The organism is Dehalococcoidia bacterium, from assembly GCA_041653995.1.
Lineage (GTDB): Bacteria > Chloroflexota > Dehalococcoidia > GIF9 > UBA5629 > CAIMUM01.
Genome location: JBAZEK010000001.1, coordinates 503,523 through 520,013 on the forward strand (window position 1 = coordinate 503,523; position 16,491 = coordinate 520,013).

Annotated in this window: 17 protein-coding genes; 9 read left to right on the top strand and 8 right to left on the bottom strand. The window is 53.5% G+C overall.

Going from position 1 to position 16,491, the window contains the following annotated elements:
- Nucleotides 1–89: 89 nt before the first annotated feature.
- The 3 genes from WC359_02435 to WC359_02445 all read right to left on the bottom strand — a co-directional run bounded on the left by WC359_02435 (nucleotide 90) and on the right by WC359_02445 (nucleotide 2,730).
- Nucleotides 90–866 carry a sulfite exporter TauE/SafE family protein gene (locus WC359_02435; GenBank protein MFA5399287.1) on the bottom strand — a complete coding sequence of 259 codons (777 nt, stop codon included), beginning with the start codon at nucleotides 864–866 and terminating at the stop codon, nucleotides 90–92.
- A gap of 2 nt (nucleotides 867–868) precedes the next feature.
- Nucleotides 869–2,188 (bottom strand): aspartate aminotransferase family protein, encoded by a 1,320-nt coding sequence (locus WC359_02440; GenBank protein MFA5399288.1) that lies wholly within the window; start codon nucleotides 2,186–2,188, stop codon nucleotides 869–871.
- A 74-nt stretch (nucleotides 2,189–2,262) separates the two neighbouring features.
- Nucleotides 2,263–2,730 carry a PaaI family thioesterase gene (locus tag WC359_02445; GenBank protein MFA5399289.1) on the bottom strand — a complete coding sequence of 156 codons (468 nt, stop codon included), beginning with the start codon at nucleotides 2,728–2,730 and terminating at the stop codon, nucleotides 2,263–2,265.
- Nucleotides 2,731–2,865: 135 nt separating this feature from the next.
- On the opposite strand from WC359_02445, the gene WC359_02450 reads away from it, so the two are divergent.
- Nucleotides 2,866–3,774: an MBL fold metallo-hydrolase gene (locus WC359_02450; protein ID MFA5399290.1), complete on the top strand. Its 909-nt coding sequence runs from the start codon at nucleotides 2,866–2,868 to the stop codon at nucleotides 3,772–3,774.
- A gap of 9 nt (nucleotides 3,775–3,783) precedes the next feature.
- Here the strand turns inward: WC359_02450 and WC359_02455 are convergent, their stop codons facing one another.
- Together WC359_02455 and WC359_02460 are read right to left on the bottom strand one after the other, a co-directional pair.
- Entirely contained in the window at nucleotides 3,784–4,494 is a 711-nt protein-coding gene (locus WC359_02455; GenBank protein ID MFA5399291.1) for an enoyl-CoA hydratase/isomerase family protein, read from the bottom strand.
- A 74-nt stretch (nucleotides 4,495–4,568) separates the two neighbouring features.
- Nucleotides 4,569–6,221: a methylmalonyl-CoA mutase family protein gene (locus tag WC359_02460; GenBank protein MFA5399292.1), complete on the bottom strand. Its 1,653-nt coding sequence runs from the start codon at nucleotides 6,219–6,221 to the stop codon at nucleotides 4,569–4,571.
- Between the two features lie 142 nt (nucleotides 6,222–6,363).
- On the opposite strand from WC359_02460, the gene WC359_02465 reads away from it, so the two are divergent.
- Complete coding sequence (locus WC359_02465) at nucleotides 6,364–6,975, top strand: TetR/AcrR family transcriptional regulator (GenBank protein ID MFA5399293.1); 612 nt, start codon at nucleotides 6,364–6,366, stop codon at nucleotides 6,973–6,975.
- Between the two features lie 4 nt (nucleotides 6,976–6,979).
- Here WC359_02465 and WC359_02470 read toward each other — a convergent pair whose 3' ends face one another.
- Nucleotides 6,980–7,183, bottom strand: a complete 204-nt coding sequence (locus WC359_02470; GenBank protein MFA5399294.1) for a hypothetical protein — start codon at nucleotides 7,181–7,183, stop codon at nucleotides 6,980–6,982.
- A 165-nt stretch (nucleotides 7,184–7,348) separates the two neighbouring features.
- Here WC359_02470 and WC359_02475 point away from each other — a divergent pair, with 165 nt between their 5' ends.
- Nucleotides 7,349–7,942, top strand: coding sequence for an NAD(P)H-dependent oxidoreductase (locus WC359_02475; GenBank protein MFA5399295.1), 594 nt, complete (start codon nucleotides 7,349–7,351; stop codon nucleotides 7,940–7,942).
- A gap of 27 nt (nucleotides 7,943–7,969) precedes the next feature.
- Here the strand turns inward: WC359_02475 and WC359_02480 are convergent, their stop codons facing one another.
- Complete coding sequence (locus WC359_02480; protein ID MFA5399296.1) at nucleotides 7,970–8,926, bottom strand: AEC family transporter; 957 nt, start codon at nucleotides 8,924–8,926, stop codon at nucleotides 7,970–7,972.
- A 6-nt stretch (nucleotides 8,927–8,932) separates the two neighbouring features.
- Complete coding sequence (locus tag WC359_02485; protein MFA5399297.1) at nucleotides 8,933–9,091, bottom strand: hypothetical protein; 159 nt, start codon at nucleotides 9,089–9,091, stop codon at nucleotides 8,933–8,935.
- Nucleotides 9,092–9,812: 721 nt separating this feature from the next.
- Here WC359_02485 and WC359_02490 point away from each other — a divergent pair.
- From WC359_02490 to WC359_02515, 6 genes are all read left to right on the top strand, one after another.
- Nucleotides 9,813–10,517 (top strand): RraA family protein, encoded by a 705-nt coding sequence (locus WC359_02490; GenBank protein ID MFA5399298.1) that lies wholly within the window; start codon nucleotides 9,813–9,815, stop codon nucleotides 10,515–10,517.
- A gap of 5 nt (nucleotides 10,518–10,522) precedes the next feature.
- Nucleotides 10,523–12,154, top strand: a complete 1,632-nt coding sequence (gene ilvD, locus WC359_02495) for a dihydroxy-acid dehydratase (protein ID MFA5399299.1) — start codon at nucleotides 10,523–10,525, stop codon at nucleotides 12,152–12,154.
- 84 nt (nucleotides 12,155–12,238) lie between these two features.
- Nucleotides 12,239–13,537 (top strand): MFS transporter, encoded by a 1,299-nt coding sequence (locus WC359_02500; GenBank protein ID MFA5399300.1) that lies wholly within the window; start codon nucleotides 12,239–12,241, stop codon nucleotides 13,535–13,537.
- A gap of 68 nt (nucleotides 13,538–13,605) precedes the next feature.
- The gene (locus WC359_02505) at nucleotides 13,606–14,571 is read left to right on the top strand and encodes an NAD(P)-dependent oxidoreductase (GenBank protein MFA5399301.1); all 966 of its coding nucleotides are present in this window, start codon (nucleotides 13,606–13,608) and stop codon (nucleotides 14,569–14,571) included.
- 36 nt (nucleotides 14,572–14,607) lie between these two features.
- Nucleotides 14,608–15,759: an alcohol dehydrogenase catalytic domain-containing protein gene (locus WC359_02510; protein ID MFA5399302.1), complete on the top strand. Its 1,152-nt coding sequence runs from the start codon at nucleotides 14,608–14,610 to the stop codon at nucleotides 15,757–15,759.
- A gap of 10 nt (nucleotides 15,760–15,769) precedes the next feature.
- The gene (locus WC359_02515) at nucleotides 15,770–16,456 is read left to right on the top strand and encodes an MBL fold metallo-hydrolase (GenBank protein MFA5399303.1); all 687 of its coding nucleotides are present in this window, start codon (nucleotides 15,770–15,772) and stop codon (nucleotides 16,454–16,456) included.
- Nucleotides 16,457–16,491: the final 35 nt, after the last annotated feature.

Genomic DNA, 16,491 nt, shown 5'->3' on the forward strand with positions numbered 1-16,491 from the left:
CTGAAATCCACTGTTCCCGCCTGTCACCGGTCTCACACAGACATGGATATCAGGACGTTTTGAGCATATTACAACAATCAGCAGGCCGTTTACAAGAAGGTTGCGTTAATCTGTTGAAAGACGCGCACGAGCAGTACTGTTCCGATTATCAGCAGCATGGCCCAGGTGGCGGCCTTGAAGGCCTTCGACTTCATTTTAATGAAGCTGCCGACCAATACTCCGGCGATGAATCCCGGCAGCACCAGCGCAGCCAGCTCCAGCGTGAGGACGCCAGCCTGGCCGCCGGCCCACATGCTGATAAGCAATGCCAGGTTCAGTATCAGCCAGAGCACGGACAGGGTGGAGCGGAACTGGGCCGGATCATCGATCGCCCTTCCGGCGTAGTAGACGATGGGCGGCCCGCCTGAGGCGAACAAGCCCTGAAACAGCCCGCCCACGAAAATGACCGGCGCAGCAATCCAGCGATTGAGCGGGGCACGCGGGGCGGCGTTGCTGCGGAACAGAGCGATAAGCTCGAGCGTTGACGTGACTATAATGAACAGCCCCAGCAACGTGACCAGCAGAGTCTCGCTGGCATGGTCCCTCAGCAGTATGCCGGCGGCCAGGCCTATGGCTGCCATGGGAAGTATGCCGGCCAGTATCAATTTCCAGCGTATGTGCCTGTGCCAGCGTATGATCAGCCAGATGCTCTGCAGCGAGGCGATGGTCACAAGCGCCGGCAGCAGCGTTTCAATCGGAAAGAGGAAAATTCCCAGCGACAGGGCGATGATGGTCGAGCCGAATCCCAGGTAGGTCTCCACGGAGTGGGCCAGTACCAGGATCAGCGCCAGTATCGTGATATCGGTCCAGGCAAAGGGTATAGACACGATTATTTGACGCGGTACATGTCGTTGAAATACTGCGTGGTCATCTCCTTGGCCTGCACCCGGTCGGGCAGGGAGCCGATCATGCCGTAGACCGCGGCCTCGCCGGAGATGTCCTCCTGCTTCAAGAGGGAGACCTCTTTGGCCGCATCCGCGAAGTCTTTGAGGAAGGGCTCGACTATCTTCAGGTGCATGGGAGATACGGTGAAGTGCAGGGTGGGCGGCATGTGCTGGCTGTCGATATTCCATCCGCGCACCTTCATGGCATCGCCCAGGGCGAAGACATTGAGGGTATCGCTGCCCACGGCGAAAGTGGTGGCAGGCGGATCACCGATGATGCGCAAGCCGGGGATACGTTTGATGCCATCCATCAGCAGCCGAGTGGCCTCCATGGCGTCCTTTGCCAAACGCATATAGCCTTCCCTGCCCAGGAACCTCATCACCGACCAGGCGGCGGCCAGGGGACCGCCGGACCGCGCTCCGGAGATGGCCGGTGTGGCGTAGACGCCCCCGTTCCAATCAGTATAGACGAAGAGCTGGTATTTCCTGAGGTCCGCGTTCCTGTAGGTGATGGTGGAAGCGCCCTTGGACACGTAGCCGTATTTGTGTATGTCGGCGGACATGGACGTCACGCCCGGCACGCGGAAATCAAAGGGAGGGATGGGGAAGCCCAGCTTCTCCAGAAAGGGGAGAATGAATCCTCCCACGCAGGAATCCACGTGAAACCAGACGTTTTTTTTAGCTGCGATAGCGGCCATTTTCTCGATGGGGTCGATAACTCCATGGGGATACGAGAATGCGGATCCCATGGCGAAGATGGTATTGGAGTTAAAAGCATTCTCATAGGCATCCATATCCACAATCGAGGATTCACTGGTGGGCACAATAACCGTTTTGATATCGAGGTAATAGGCGGCCTTATTGAAGGCGGGATGCGCCGAGCGCGGCATGATCAGCTCGGGTTTTCTAATTTCAGGTCTCCTTTCCCTGGCGTAATCCCTGGCCGCCTTGACCGCCATGATGATGCTCTCCGTGCCGCCGGAGGTTATGTTTCCTGCAGCATCCGGGCCGCCGTGGAGCAGGTCGGCAGTCATGGCGATTACCTCTGTTTCCATGCGCAGCAGGCTGGGGAATGCGAAGGGGCTGAGACCGTTCTCGAAGACGAATGTGCTGATGGCCGTCTCCACCACCTTGCTGACATCATCCGAGGCCCTGAAGACCATGCTGAAAGCGCGCGCCCCCTTCCAGTCCATGTCGTTGGATTTAAGAGTAGTCAATTCTTCCTTGATCTTGTCGATAGGTATGCCTTTTTGCGGAAATTCCATTGCAGCTTAACCTCCCAAAACATAGTAGCTGTACGGGACGGATAATTCAAGGCAGAGATGCAGCGCAGCCGGGATCAGCCGTTAAATTCGGCAGAGGGATTGGACGAACGGGAAACCCTGGACGCGGGCACGGAGGCCATGGTGTGCATAGCCCTGGCGACCAGCTTCCTGTTCTTGCCGTTAATCGAGTACACCTCGGCCTCCGTGAAAAGGATGTTTTTCCCCGGCTTGGTCACAAATCCGTGGCATTCCAGGTATTCCCCGTCAGCGGGTTGAAAGTAATTGATCTTGTATTCGATGGTCAGGATGCGCCGGCTGTCGGGCACAAGGGAGAAGCTGGCATATCCCGCCGTGTGGTCGGCCATGGTGGCGATCAGTCCGGCATGCGCAAAGCCGTCCTGCTGGAAGTGCCGCTTCTGCAGCTTGAGCCTGGTGACAAAGTCGCCCGGCTTAAGCGACAGAGGGACCAGTCCCAGGTACTTTGTAAAGCCCTGCACGGCGTCCTTTTTCAGGTATTCAAGCCTGGCCCTGTCTATTTTCATACAGCCTCCGCTGATTTAAAATCAGGTATAAGTATAACTCATAGCAGGTATAAAATTAACTGCGATCACAGCAGAGCACGGCATGAGGTGTCTATCTTATGCTATAGTTGTCGGGAACAGGCGCGGGGGAGAGCCGTGAGCGAAGTCGTAGATATTACACCGAACCTGAAATTACTGTACCCACATATTCCCATACCTGCCTATAACAGGTTTATCGGCAGTTACCTGGTGATGGGAGACAGGAGCGCCCTCATCGATCCCGGACCTTCGTGTGCCAGGCCCGGCCTGCTCTCGGCCATAGCTAAATCCGGCGCGCGGCCCGAAGATATACAGTATATTATCCTCACACATATCCACGTGGACCATGCCGGCGGCACGGGGGGGATAATCCCGGATTTTCCCAACGCCACGGTGCTGGCTCACAGACGTGCCCGTCCGCACCTCGCGGATCCATCTACGCTGTGGAACGCCAGCCTTAAGATACTGGGGGACCTGGCCGTGAAATACGGCCCGATGGAGCCGGTTCCCGAAAACCGGATAGCCGAGGCAGCCGATGGTATGCGCATCGACCTGGGCGGCGGGACCGCACTAAAAGTGTATCTGACTCCGGGCCATGCGGTGCACCATTTAAGCCTCTTCGACGACGCCACGCATATACTGATCGCGGGTGAGGCGGCGGGAGTATGCGTCAACGGCGTCATCAGGCCGGCCACACCGCCTCCCTTCAAGCTGGAGGAGACAGTGTCCTCCATAGACAGGCTGATTGCGCTTGAACCGCAGAGGATATGTTACGGGCACTTCGGCTGCTATGATAACGGGATAGAACGGCTTAAGCACTACAGGGAGACACTATTTCTCTGGCACGGAGTCATAAAATCCGAGATCGAGAAGGGGACCGGCCTTGAGGCCATGTTGACGGTGCTAAAGGCGCACGACAGGAACCTGGATTACCTTGACAGCCTGAATAAAGACGAGCATGCGCGCGAGCTGGTCCTGCTCAATAACAGCATTTCAGGTATGGCGGGGACCGCCGGCCGGGCATAGCTTCACAGGCTATACGATGATCTGCCCTTCCCTGATCGATGCGGCGTCCTTATCGATGAGATCGATAATGGGGCCGTTCAACACCTTTTTCATCTCACCCACGATGCCCCTGCTTTTATTCAGGCCTGCGGCGAAGGCCATAACTTTGTCCATCAGCTCCTCATTGCTGAAGGCCGCTGAGACTACATGGCTTGATACGCATTCCAGGCCGGTCAGACGCCGTCCGGTCAGGATCAGTTCTTTAATGACGTGGGCGGGGAATACGCTACGCAGCAGTTCACGGGTGCCGGGCAGTATCGGATACTGGAGGTCTATCACAGGGATACAGAAGAAACCCCTGTCCGACCGCATGAAGCGGAAATCGAAGCAGCATGAGAAAACCGCCCCGCCGCCGAAAGTGTGGCCGTTGAGGGCGGCGATGGTTATGAGCGGGTAGGTGAGCAGCCGCCTGCGCAGTTGAAGGTCCATGACCAGGAATTGTTTGACCTCGGCCCTGTTGCCTTTCTCCAGGCTGGCCCGTATCCAGTCGATATCGAAGCCGTTGGTCCAGATATGTGAATGCCCGGATTTTACCACTACCGTGAGGGCCTCGCTTTCTTTCTCAATCGCATCCAGCGTTTCCATCAGCGATTTGACCATGCCGATATTCAGCTTGTTATCCGCTTCGTCCATGGTCACCATCGCGACTTTGTCATTCATTTCCAGGTCGATTTTAGCCATGTTAATATATCTCCTGTCCTGTAATATTTAGCTGCCTTGATGAGAGCGCATAGTTAAGCTTCGGCCGGCCTTTCTTAAAATATAAGGAACTCCTTCTGCGTACCGAAGACCTTGCGCAGCACGTCGCATATCTCTCCCACGCTGGCGTAAGCCTCGACGCACTCGAGAATGGACGGCATCACGTTGTCCCGTCCGCGGGCAACCTCTGATAGGCCGTTCAATGCCCGGCTGCAGCGTTCGTTATCTCTCTTTTGCCTGACACTCTGCAGCCGTTTTTTCTGAAGCGCCTCTTTTTCCGGATCGATCCTGGTCAGTCCCGATATTTTAGCCGTCGAGGCGATGAACTTGTTGACCCCCACCACTACAGCGCTGCCGTCATCCACGGCTTTCTGCTGCCTGTAGGAGTTCTCCTGTATCTCCCGCTGCTGATATCCCTGCTCGATGGCCTTCACCGCGCCCCCCAGCTTATCGATTTTATCGATATAACCGGAAGCCTTACGTTCCAGCGCGTCGGTAAGGGACTCCACATAGTAGGAGCCGCCCAGAGGATCGACCACATCGCCCACGGAGCTTTCGTGCGCCAGCAGTTGCTGTGTGCGCAGAGCGATGGTCACCGCCTCCTCCGAAGGCGTGGCGTAGGCCTCGTCGAACGAGTTGGTATGGAGCGACTGTGTGCCGCCAAGTACGGCGGCCAGCGCCTGAATAGCCACTCTGACGATGTTGTTGTACGGCTGCTGTGCGGTGAGCGTGCAGCCGGCGGTCTGGGTGTGAAAACGCAGCATCATGGAGCGCGAGTCCCTGGCCTTGAATCGTTCCTTCATTATGCGCGCCCACAACCGCCGCGCCGCTCTGAATTTGGCGACCTCCTCAAACAGGTCGTTGTGGCTGTCGAAGAAGAAGGATATTCGTCCGGCGAATTTATCGGTATCCAGTCCTGCCTGAATGGCGGCCTCAACATAGGCCATGCCGTTGGCCAGGGTGAAGGCCACCTCCTGCGCGGCGGTGGACCCTGCTTCCCGTATATGGTATCCGCTGACGCTGATGGTGTTCCAGCGAGGCAAGTTGCTGTTGCAGTAGGCGAAGATATCGGTTATCAGGCGCATAGACGGTGCGGGCGGGAAGATATATGTGCCCCTGGCGATATACTCCTTGAGCACGTCGTTTTGTATCGTACCTTCCAGCGCGGACATATCCACGCCCTGCCTGCGCGCCAGCGCCGCATACATGCACAGCAGGATGGGGGCGGTAGAATTAATGGTCATGGAGGTGCTGACCTTGTTCAGCGGTATATCGCGAAACAACGTCTCCATGTCCTCCAGCGTATCGATGGCCACACCGACCTTGCCGACCTCTCCTGTTGCCAGCGGATGATCGGAGTCATAACCGATCTGGGTGGGCAGGTCGAAAGCTATGCTGAGGCCGGTCTGTCCCTGCTCCAGCAGATAACGGTACCTTTTGTTCGATTCTTCAGCCGAGGCGAATCCCGCATACTGGCGCATCGTCCACAGCCTGCTGCGGTACATCGCGGGCTGAATTCCGCGGGTGAAGGGGTACTCACCCGGGTAGCCCAGCGACGACTGGTAGTCGAAATCGGAAAGGTCTTCCGGCGTGTAAAGCGGATCGATATCTATGCCCGAGCTGTTCTCGAATCTCTCCCGTCTGCCGGGGAAACTTCCCAGCGCTTTGGCCAGCGCCGTATCCTGCCATTCCTTTTTGCTGTTATTCACATCTCATTTCCTGATTAATTTAACGGTGCTGTTATTATACACGCCTGTAATTGTTCCTGTAGATTATATATGTACTTTCCCTGCCATGCAGAGAGTCCTGATATTTAGACAAACATGTAATATAATGTCTTGGGAGTTTAAGATGCGCAAGAAGAATTACGTTGTCCGTCGAAAGCGCGCAATGGCCCTGAGGAAAAAGCTATTTGAAACTGCGGCTGTCCTGTTTGATAAAAAAGGCTACGATAATGTCAGCATTGACGAGATATGCAGCCAGGTAGGGGTTACCAAGGGTGCTTTTTACGGGCATTTCAAGTCCAAGGACCAGATCGTTCTGGAACAGATGGCGGCCAGCGATAAAGGCTACAGCACACATCTGCTCGACAGGGTAGCTCATGTCAAGCCGGGCCTGGATAGGCTGTTGGAGTATATCCGGGCGGTGATGGAATACCAGGAAGGCTTTACCAAGAAATTGGTCAGAATGAGCTACGTAATCAGGATATCGAATACGAATACCGCGCACATACTGATCCCCAACAAAAGGGAGCTGTACTATGTGCTGGAAAAGCTGATTGACGAAGGACAGCAATGCGGCGAGATCCGGGACGACCTCACACCGGCACAGATTGCCGAAATACTCTTGTACAGCATACGGGGCACGGTGTTCAGCTGGTGTCTCCCGGGTAATCGATTTGACATAAAGAAAAAGGGCGACATGTTGGCCGGAATACTGGGGCAGGGATTAGAGAAAGAGTGACCAGTTAGACGGGGCGTAGAATCAGGTCTTTTTCTTTCGACTGCGCTTTGTCATCGAGCTTGCAGTAGGTGCTTTTGGTTCCGCACTTCGATATATCCCTGTAACAGCCACCGGCGCGGTGCCCATAGGCAAATCCTTCCATCTCGTTGCAAACTATGCAGGATTCATAGAATCTGCATATTTTCCAATATTCGCATTTGCCTTTCATGATGCACCCTCCTGTGCACGATTTAATATCGATGACTCTGATTTTATTCTATCCCACTTATTTGACTAATGCAATGTACCTCTGGAATCATGTAAATTATTAACGCTGTATCTATAATAATTAGCGCCGGAACATGGAATATCTGTATTATATCGATGAATTATTATGAAAATATTAGTGATACTCGGTCATCCGGATGAACAGAGCTTCAACCATGCCGTTGCAGAGACGGTCGTTACCACTTTACGGACATCCGGCCATCAGATCGTTTTCCATGACCTGTACAGGGAGGAGTTTCCTCCCGTGCTGCCTTCTGATGAGATCCCTCAGCCGGCGTACCTGTCGCCGCTGATATCCGGGCACGTCAACGATCTCGTTTCAGCCGACGGCATCATTGTGGTGCATCCCAACTGGTGGGGACAGCCCCCCGCCATTTTGAAGGGCTGGATCGACAGGGTCATTCGTCCGGGCGCGGCTTACGAGTTCAACGAGGGGGACAGTGGTGAGGGTGTGCCCAACGGTTTGCTCAAGGCCGGGACGGCTATCGTGTTTACGACATCAAATACGCCGGAGTCCAGGGAACAGGCGGTCTTCGGCGATCCGCTGGAGACGATCTGGAGGAATTGCGTTTTCGGCCTTTGCGGCGTGGACAACTACTATCGGAAGAACTTCGGAGTGATCGCCACCAGCACGCCAACGCAAAGAAAAGAATGGCTTGAGGAAGTCCGGGACATCACGAATAAATATTTCCCCAAATAGCTCAATAATAGCCACTGTGTATCTTTGCTATGTTGCCGTCATCAGCAAATAAACCAGCGGGATCGTCGCAAGGCTCAGCACATACATCGTGATAGTCAGCGCTGAAGCGAGACCTCCGTTGCATCCGTATCTTGCGGCGATCACCGCCGCCACCGCGCCCGCCGGCATGGACGCTTCGATTACCAGTACCTGTTCCTCAATCTGCGGCAGTCCGAACAGGTGCGCTCCCGCCAGGGCTATTAGTGGTTCGGCGATCAGGTTGATGCAGAAAAGGGCCGCAATGGGGGGCAGAAGCTGTCTGACCGGTATTTTCTGCAGCATCAGGCCGATGGCGAAGGCTGCAAATACCTCAAGGGTGCTTGCGATGATATCCAGCAGGGTGTCCAGGGTTCTCAGCGCCGTATCGTTCCAGGGTAAGTTGAGAAATGAACAGGCGATGCCCAGCACCAGCGCTATGAAAATGGGGGATAGGAAGAACTCGCGTATTGAAGCCAGTACGCTTTTGGTATCGGCGTGTTCCTGGCCGAAATACATGGCGACGGGTATAGCCAGCAGGAAAAGCGGAACCCCCGCGCCAAGCTCACTGATGACCAGCGCGTCCTGCATCGCCTCACAGTTGTTGGGAAAGACCTGCGTGATCAGGGCGTAGCCGAGAGTGGATGAGCTGCCCCAGCCGGATACAAGCACGAATGCACCCAGCGATTTTCGGTCCATTTTCAATATCTTGCCGGCAGCGAAACCGAGGGAGCAGGCTATTAAGATGGTGATGAACATAATCAGCGCGGGCAGCAGCTTCTCGACTTCAAAAGAGCGTCTGGCCAGGTTGATAAATATCAGCGCTGGCAGGGAGAAGTCCGTTACGAGACGAGAGAAGAGAGATTGATGTTGGGTGGTTAGTATGGAACGGTTTCTCAGCAGTAGTGTGAGCAGAACCAGCGCAACCAGGATGAAAAGAGACCCGAGCAATGTATAGAAGTAGTTCATCGGATTTTAAACAGGTATTCCCTGCTCCAGCAGGAGGCGGTCTAAGACGCCGCGCGGCTCTCCACGGAGCAGCATTCTGCCGTCTTTTAAGAGGAAGGTCTGGGTGCATCCGCCGCCGGAAGGACGCAGTTCCAGTGATGAGGATGGTGCGGAAAATTGCTTCATTTTCCCCGCTGCCTGCTGCCTGAATTTCTTAAAAGGCCGCCTTATATTACCCTGTGCAATCGTCCTTATCAACAGGGACAGCCCGATACCGGTTTAAATGATAAAATGTCCGACGGTAAATATGAACATGATATATGTGTCGGGAACAATCCGAAGAGGTAAGCGGGAATTCAGATATGGTCAAAAAACACATCGATACGGATGCGGTCGATCCGTCCAAAGTGCCTTACAGGACGCTGAGCAGCGGGGCCAGATACCGATACCCTTCTCGATCAAGAGGAAGAACTATCTTTCCAATCTTAAGGCCGTTACCGAGGATCCGTTCTCAGATGAGGATATGAAACTGATCTCGGGAATCGACCGGGACTGCAGGCTGATCAAGGGTCGAGTGTTTCTCTGGCCCGGCGCAAAAGACTGGGAAGATCTGTGGGACATTGAAGGAGGACAAGGTCAATGATGCTCAACACTTTAATCGAATAATTTTGGAACGGAGTATATAAGAGCAAATGGAATGATTAAACGATTCGGCAGGCTGATAACAGCCTTCAAATCCGCAATCAATACTTTGGCTTACCCTAAATATTTGCATGTGCGGCTTTGCTGTTGTATGCTTCCTTCGATAAATTTACCGGGATAGACTATTTTTATCAACCGCTACTGGGACTGCTTGCAGCTACTTGAAATCAAATAGTAATGGACAATACTATTGAAGGAGTAGAACATGCCCAAGCAATATAACCACGATGAGGTCCTTTCACTATGTGCCCGTTTAGAAAAAACCTATACTCCGGCGGTAGCGGATACACTCGATGATATGGGATTTATGAACCAGTCATTGGAATCGGGCTTTACCCCGATTATCCCCAATGCGGTCGTGGCCGGGCCAGCTTATACAATTGAAGAAGCCAAGACCAAAAAATCAACCAGGCTCACTGAGTATGATCCCAGCTTTGTGGCACAGGCCTTAAGTACCGTTTTCGGGAGTATGCAGAAAGGACAAATTATTGCCGTTACTGCCAATGGATTCCGGGGCGCCGGGGCTTTCGGTGAGCTGATGGCCACCACTTCCAGATACGTGGGTGGAGTTAAGGCCGCTGTGGTGGACGGTCCAATCCGCGATATAAGCCGCATTCTGGAAATTGAGTTTCCCGTGTGGGCCAGGGGAAATATACCTACCGATTCGATAGGCCGCGTTGATTTAATCGGTGTTGGTAGCCCGATTTTCTGTGGTGGCGTGCGTATCAACCCGGGTGATATTATCTTTGCAGACCGGGACGGCGTGGTTGTCATCCCCCAGCCTGACGTTGATCTTGAAGAGGTAGTTATCAAAGCCGAGGAAGTGGTTGCCTCAGAGCGCAAATCGAGATTAGAGATCAGGGGTGGCATGTCATTGCCGGATGTTTATAAAAAATATGGTAAGTTGTGAAGAAGATGGATGATAAAGAGCGCAAAAGCAAGAGCCTTCTAAAGAACACCGACCGCCTGGCAACCGCAATGGTCCGCGCAGAGATGATTAAAGCCTGCGGCGTTCCTCTTAAAGATCTGGAGGGTAGGCCGCTGATAGGTATAGTCAATTCCTGGAATGAGTTGCTTCCCGGACATCTTCATCTGCGTGAGGTTGCCCGGTTTGTAAAAGATGGCGTATTGATGGCGGGCGGCGTTCCCTTAGAATTCAACACTGTTGCGCCGTGCGACGGCTACTCCAACGGCCTCGATGGGATGAAGTACGTGCTCCCCATGAGGGACATCATTGCAGATGCCATAGAGACCATGACTCTCGCCCATTGCTTCGACGGGCTGGTGTTTTTATCGACCTGCGATAAGATAGTTCCCGGGCAGCTGATAGCAGCGGCGCGCCTCAACCTACCCGCCATATTCGTTACCGGAGGTCCTATGCTTCCCTTCAACGAATTTGCCCCCAGGGGCACCCCGCCCATCATGTCTATGTTAAGCTGTCCCGGACCAGGCGCATGCAGTGGCATGGGAACAGCCAACTCCATGCAGTTCATCGTGGAGGCGATGGGAATGTCACTGCCCAACAGCGCAGTCACACATGCCGTACACAACCAAAAATACCTTATGGCAAAGGAGAGCGGAAGACGCATCGTATCCCTGGTCGATGAGTCGCTGGCGCCCCGCGATATTTTGACACCGGACGCGTTTCATAACGCGCTGGTCACAACGGCAGCGGCAGGTTGCTCCACTAACGTGACCATACATCTTCTGGCGCTGGCGTATGAGCTTGGCATTCCCCTGGACCTCTCGGACTTCGACCGCATATCGAATCAAGTCCCGCACATACTCGGTGTATATCCATCGGGGCCGTTTTTCCTCCTCGATGTATACAGGGCCGGCGGCCTGCCGGCCTTGCTGAATAAATTGAAAAGCCATCTGAAAAATGACGCAATGACGGTCACAGGTAAAACGCTTGAAGAAAACAACGCTCCCTTCAGCTGTTTAGATGACGACGTGATACGCGACCTCGATAATCCCTATCATCAGCAGGGAGGCATAGCTGTCTTAAAGGGCAATCTGGCGCCGACCGGCGCAGTCGTTAAAAGCTCGGGTGTCCCTGATAATATGCTGGTTTTCTCCGGGCCAGCTCGGGTGTTCGACAGCGAAGAGAAAGCCATTGACGCCGCTATGAACAAGGAGTACAGGGAGGGTGATATCATAGTGATCCGGTATGAAGGTCCAAAAGGCGGACCCGGCATGAGAGAGTTGCTGACAGTGACCGAGTTACTCTTTCAGTTGAACCTTTCTGACAAAGTCTCCCTGGTTACAGACGGGCGTTTCTCAGGTTTCAGCCGAGGGCCGGCTATCGGCCATGTTACCCCGGAGGCTTACAACGGTGGCCCCCTGGCACTGATCAGTGACGGGGACATAATAAAAATAGATATACCCGGGCGTAAACTGGATGTGAAGCTATCGGCCGTCGAGATGGAAAAAAGGCGTGCGGCCTGGAAACGGCCGGCGCGGACACTCACAGGGCATCTGAGGAAGTATGCGGCGATGGTCTCTGAAGCCGATACGGGCTGTGTGGTAATACCTGCCGAGAACTGAGTCAATTTCCTTAAAAAAGCGGCGCAAACTCTCACAGGGTAATCACACTTCATCTAATGCTGAGGTAAGAGGTAGATGTACTGAATGGAAAACAATGAAGTCGCGACCGGACAAACGGTGACCAACGGCCAAAGGAACTATGTATTCATTCTTCTGTTCATATTGATGCTATGCGACCAGGCGGACAGAATGGTGATCTCCTCGCTTTTCCCCTACATCCAGAAGGACTGGGGCATTTCCGATTTTGAGTGCGGCATGCTGATCTCGATGTTTTACTGGGCCGCTGTTATCTGCGTTTTACCTGCCTCGATTTTGGTCGACCGCTGGAGCCGTAAAAAAAGCATAGGTATTCTCTCGATTATCTGGAGCTTAGCTTCATTTGCCGGCGCCTTCACGCTCAATTTCAGGCAATTGCTCACCACCAGGACGATTATCGGAGTTGGTGAAGCCGGCTATGGTCCGGCGGGGGCTGCCATGCTTTCCTGGCTTTATCCCATTGAAAAGCGAGCGCGAATCTTCGGTATTTGGAATGCAGCACAGCCGCTGGGCATGGCGATTGGTGTGGCGCTGGGTGGTATCATAGCTGTAAACTTGGGATGGCGGCACGCATTCGGTATAGTCGCAATACCTGGCTTGATAGCGGCCATCCTTTTCTTCTTTGCCAAGGACTATAAGTCGGTGCCTCTGATGAAAACGGTTGCCGGTTCCGGCGCCGAAGGGGCTTCCAAGTTTAAGATGAAGGCAATGGACGTGGCCAAAGAATTCCTGGGCACGCCGACGCTGATACTCACATATCTGGGATTTGCAGGCGTGATCTTTGTAGTCACTGCGATATCCACCTGGCTTCCCAGCTATTTTCACCGTATAGGCGGCATGCCGCAGGACCAGGCTGGCCTGAAGGCCAGCCTGGTCCTCGTACTATCTATGGTGGGTTTCTTTATAGGTGGATTCCTTTCGGACAGCTGGGTCAAGAAAAAGCTTAACTCCCGCCCGCTATTTGCTGCTATAACTACACTTATTTCGGCATTGCTTGTTTTCGTTGCATTCTCCTTAACAGGTGATGCGCAGTACGCAGTACTCATTGTAATGGGTGTATTGATTACCACCTTTGCGCCGGCCGGTCTGGCCGTGGTACAGGAAGTAGTGCATCCCGGTCTGCGGGGCATGTCCTACGCCCTCGCAGTGCTGTGTATGAATCTGCTGGGTGGTTCATTGGGTCCCATCGTGGTAGGTTCAATTTCAGACGCTTCCAATCTTCAAACCGCCATGCTGACGCTTCCCATTTTCCTTGTTGTTGCAGCGGGACTATTCTTTACCGCATCCTTTTTCTATATGAGTGATTTCAACAAGGTCGAAAAAGTCACACTTGAAGTGGATGCCTGAGATGATATTTCTTAAATTTGCCGACGTTCGTTTTAACATCTGACATCAGTAATAGAGTAAAACAAAGTATGAAGATACTTATAACCGGGAGTTCGGGCTATTTGGGCGGGAACATGGCCAGGGCCGCACTCGAGAGAGGGCACTCCGTGGTAGGGTTGGATATCAAAGCCTCGGGGATAGCCCATGCTTCTTTCAAAGAGGTTACCGGGGATATCACGGACCTGCGTGTTGTAAAGCAGGCCTCAGCCGGATGCGATGCCGTATTTCACCTGGCGGCTGCTTTGGCGCAGTTCGAGCGGGACGAAAAGCGCATGCACGAGGTAAACGTGCGTGGGACAGAGAATGCTCTTTTAGCTTCATCTGAAAACCACGTCCGCAAGTTTGTGTATGCGTCTTCAGTCGAGGTATATGGAATTGATGTCCCTGTTCCCTGCACCGAAGATGCGCCGATTGCGCCGATCTGCCAGTACGGCAGGGACAAGGTTCAAAGTGAGCAACTATGCCGGGAATACGCAGCAAAGGGTCTGGACATTACCATCTTCCGTCCGCCCACTATCAACGGAGCGGGGCAAAACGAGCCCTTCCTGGTAGCACAGATGGAGAGTATATCTCATGGCAAGGCCACGCTGCTGCCGGGCGGTGGCAAAACAAGGCTGCAGATGGTTGATGTGGATGATGTTTCGAGTGCGTTTTTCCTGGCCCTGGAAACGCCGAAATCGAGCGGTATGGCAATGAACCTGGGAAGCGATAACGTCCCCACTTTGCGAGCCATGGCTGAAGCTCTCTATAAACATGCCGGGAAGCCACCCAAATTCATAATCATCCATGCTTCCGTGGCGCGGGCGATAGTTGCAGTTTTAGCTGCACTGCATATCTCTCCGATAGAGCCGCAGCACCTGGAAATAGCGCTACGCGACTATGTCTTCGACAGTTCACTGGCTAAAGAAGCTTTAGGCTGGCAGCCGGTCAAAGATGATATTCAGTCCTCCATTGCTGCCTATGATTATCACCTAAATAGAGTATCTAAATCCTGACCGCTGCAGATGTGTATTTCGAGGAGGTTGTAATTTATGTCTGGAGATAAAGTAAAAGCCGCCGTAATGACCGAGTTTGGTAAAATCGAAGTTCAGCGCTTCCCCAAGCCCGGGGTTAATAAAGACAGCGCCCTGGTTAAAATGAAAATGTGCGGCATCTGCGGCACGGATAAACACCTGTTTCACGGCCTGCCTCCTGCGCCGCTTTTTGTAAAACGTCCGCTGATACTCGGCCATGAGAATCTCGGCATCATCGAAGAGATAGGTGACGAGGCTAAGAGGAAAATGGCTGTACAGGGCGGAGAGATCAAGGTAGGTGACCGTGTAACCTGGTATGCCGGGATCCCCTGCGGCGAATGCTGGTATTGCCGTTTCTTGCCGTCCAATCACGCAGCCACGCTTTGTCCCAATGCCAAAGGCTATGGGCAGAACATATGCGCAGCGGACCCTCCCCATCTTTTCGGGGGTTATGCCGAGTATTGTTACCTGCTGCCCGGAGTATGGGTGTATAAGATTCCGGATAGTATGCCGGACAAGGTGGCGGTGCTTACCGATATTTTCGCCGCCACTATCGGTGTGCGTAAGGGCATGATGCCTTACCCGGTGCTCAAGGAAGGATTCGGCCCCGGGGATACCGTAGTCATTCTGGGGTCAGGCCCCATAGGCATGGCCGCTGGAATTACGGCCAGCCTGGCGGGCGCTTACCGCGTCATCCTGGTAGGCGGTATTAAGGAAAGGCTTAAACTCGCTGGGGAATTGGGAGTCTTCGACCATATCGTTGATATTGAGGAAATGCCCAATGCAGATGAGCGTGCGTTTTATGTCCTATCGCTGACTCCCGGCGAGGTTGGTCCCGATATGGTGGTGGACTGCACAGGCTCTCCCGATGCGGTCCCACAGGGTCTCAGTATGCTGCGCCGCGGCGGCACATTTGTTGAACTCGGTAATTTCCTGGATACCGGCACTACAACGATAAATCCGTTTATGCACCTGTGTTTTAAAGACGTGATACTGGTAGGGCAGTGGTCCTGCCCTCCGCAATCATTCGACAATGCTCTCAAATTGATGGAACTCGCCATGAAACGCGGCATACCTCTGGAAAAAATAGTTACTCACAGCTACAAAATAGAGCAGGCCGGTGAAGCATTGCTATCGAATGTATATATGAAAGGCATTATAACCCCGTGAGGTGAAAGGTATGGATGTCAGTTTGATTGGGCAGAGCACTTTGCTCATCAATATGTCAGGCGTACTTATGATGACCGACCCCTGGTGGGGACAGTGGGAGAATATCAGGGCCGTGCCCATGGCACTTGATCCGGAAAAGATTGAAAGACTGGACTTAATGCTCGTATCGCATAACCACATAGACCATTGGTCTAACCCTGCCATCGCGCTGGCCGGCAAGTTAGGCTGTCAGGTGGTGGGTTCTAAGAAAGCCATAGAGCGGGCGCGCAAGAAGGGATTGGCAAAGCTGGCTGCGCTTGCCCCGGGTGATAAGTTTACTTTCAGGGAAGTCACGATATTGGCGGTTCCGGCTGTGCACCCCTTTGCCCCGGATGCCATAGGTTTTGTTGTGTCGGGCGAAAAGACCTTTTATTTCTCCGGCGACTCACGATACAGGCTGTCTGTAAAGGAAGGGCTCAAAGGCATATCCATAGATGTCGCATTCTTGCAGGTGGCCGCATCCAACTATCCATTTGTAGGCAGGGATGGCATGGATTTGGCCGAAGCCGCCTTGTTTGTACAGGAAATTAAACCCGGGGTTGTTGTACCTATGCATTACCAGGTCAAGGGCAAGGTCCTTGACCTGGACACGCTCAGGGCCTGGCAAATACCCGCTAAACTGGTAGTGCTGGAACCGGGGACGACAAGCGTAATTTAAACGCGGCCATGTTTGAATGATTCACTGCTTGAGGA

What these genes read in the sequence shown, in the direction of transcription:
- ilvD (MFA5399299.1), top strand. Translation starts at nt 10,523, where the DNA reads ATGGATGATAAAGAGCGCAAAAGCAAGAGCCTTCTAAAGAACACCGAC.
- WC359_02500 (MFA5399300.1), top strand. Translation starts at nt 12,239, where the DNA reads ATGGAAAACAATGAAGTCGCGACCGGACAAACGGTGACCAACGGCCAA.
- WC359_02485 (MFA5399297.1), bottom strand. Translation starts at nt 9,091, where the DNA reads ATGAAGCAATTTTCCGCACCATCCTCATCACTGGAACTGCGTCCTTCC.
- WC359_02480 (MFA5399296.1), bottom strand. Translation starts at nt 8,926, where the DNA reads ATGAACTACTTCTATACATTGCTCGGGTCTCTTTTCATCCTGGTTGCG.
- WC359_02465 (MFA5399293.1), top strand. Translation starts at nt 6,364, where the DNA reads ATGCGCAAGAAGAATTACGTTGTCCGTCGAAAGCGCGCAATGGCCCTG.
- WC359_02445 (MFA5399289.1), bottom strand. Translation starts at nt 2,730, where the DNA reads ATGAAAATAGACAGGGCCAGGCTTGAATACCTGAAAAAGGACGCCGTG.
- WC359_02510 (MFA5399302.1), top strand. Translation starts at nt 14,608, where the DNA reads ATGTCTGGAGATAAAGTAAAAGCCGCCGTAATGACCGAGTTTGGTAAA.
- WC359_02490 (MFA5399298.1), top strand. Translation starts at nt 9,813, where the DNA reads ATGCCCAAGCAATATAACCACGATGAGGTCCTTTCACTATGTGCCCGT.
- WC359_02470 (MFA5399294.1), bottom strand. Translation starts at nt 7,183, where the DNA reads ATGAAAGGCAAATGCGAATATTGGAAAATATGCAGATTCTATGAATCC.
- WC359_02440 (MFA5399288.1), bottom strand. Translation starts at nt 2,188, where the DNA reads ATGGAATTTCCGCAAAAAGGCATACCTATCGACAAGATCAAGGAAGAA.
- WC359_02475 (MFA5399295.1), top strand. Translation starts at nt 7,349, where the DNA reads ATGAAAATATTAGTGATACTCGGTCATCCGGATGAACAGAGCTTCAAC.
- WC359_02455 (MFA5399291.1), bottom strand. Translation starts at nt 4,494, where the DNA reads ATGGCTAAAATCGACCTGGAAATGAATGACAAAGTCGCGATGGTGACC.
- WC359_02505 (MFA5399301.1), top strand. Translation starts at nt 13,606, where the DNA reads ATGAAGATACTTATAACCGGGAGTTCGGGCTATTTGGGCGGGAACATG.
- WC359_02515 (MFA5399303.1), top strand. Translation starts at nt 15,770, where the DNA reads ATGGATGTCAGTTTGATTGGGCAGAGCACTTTGCTCATCAATATGTCA.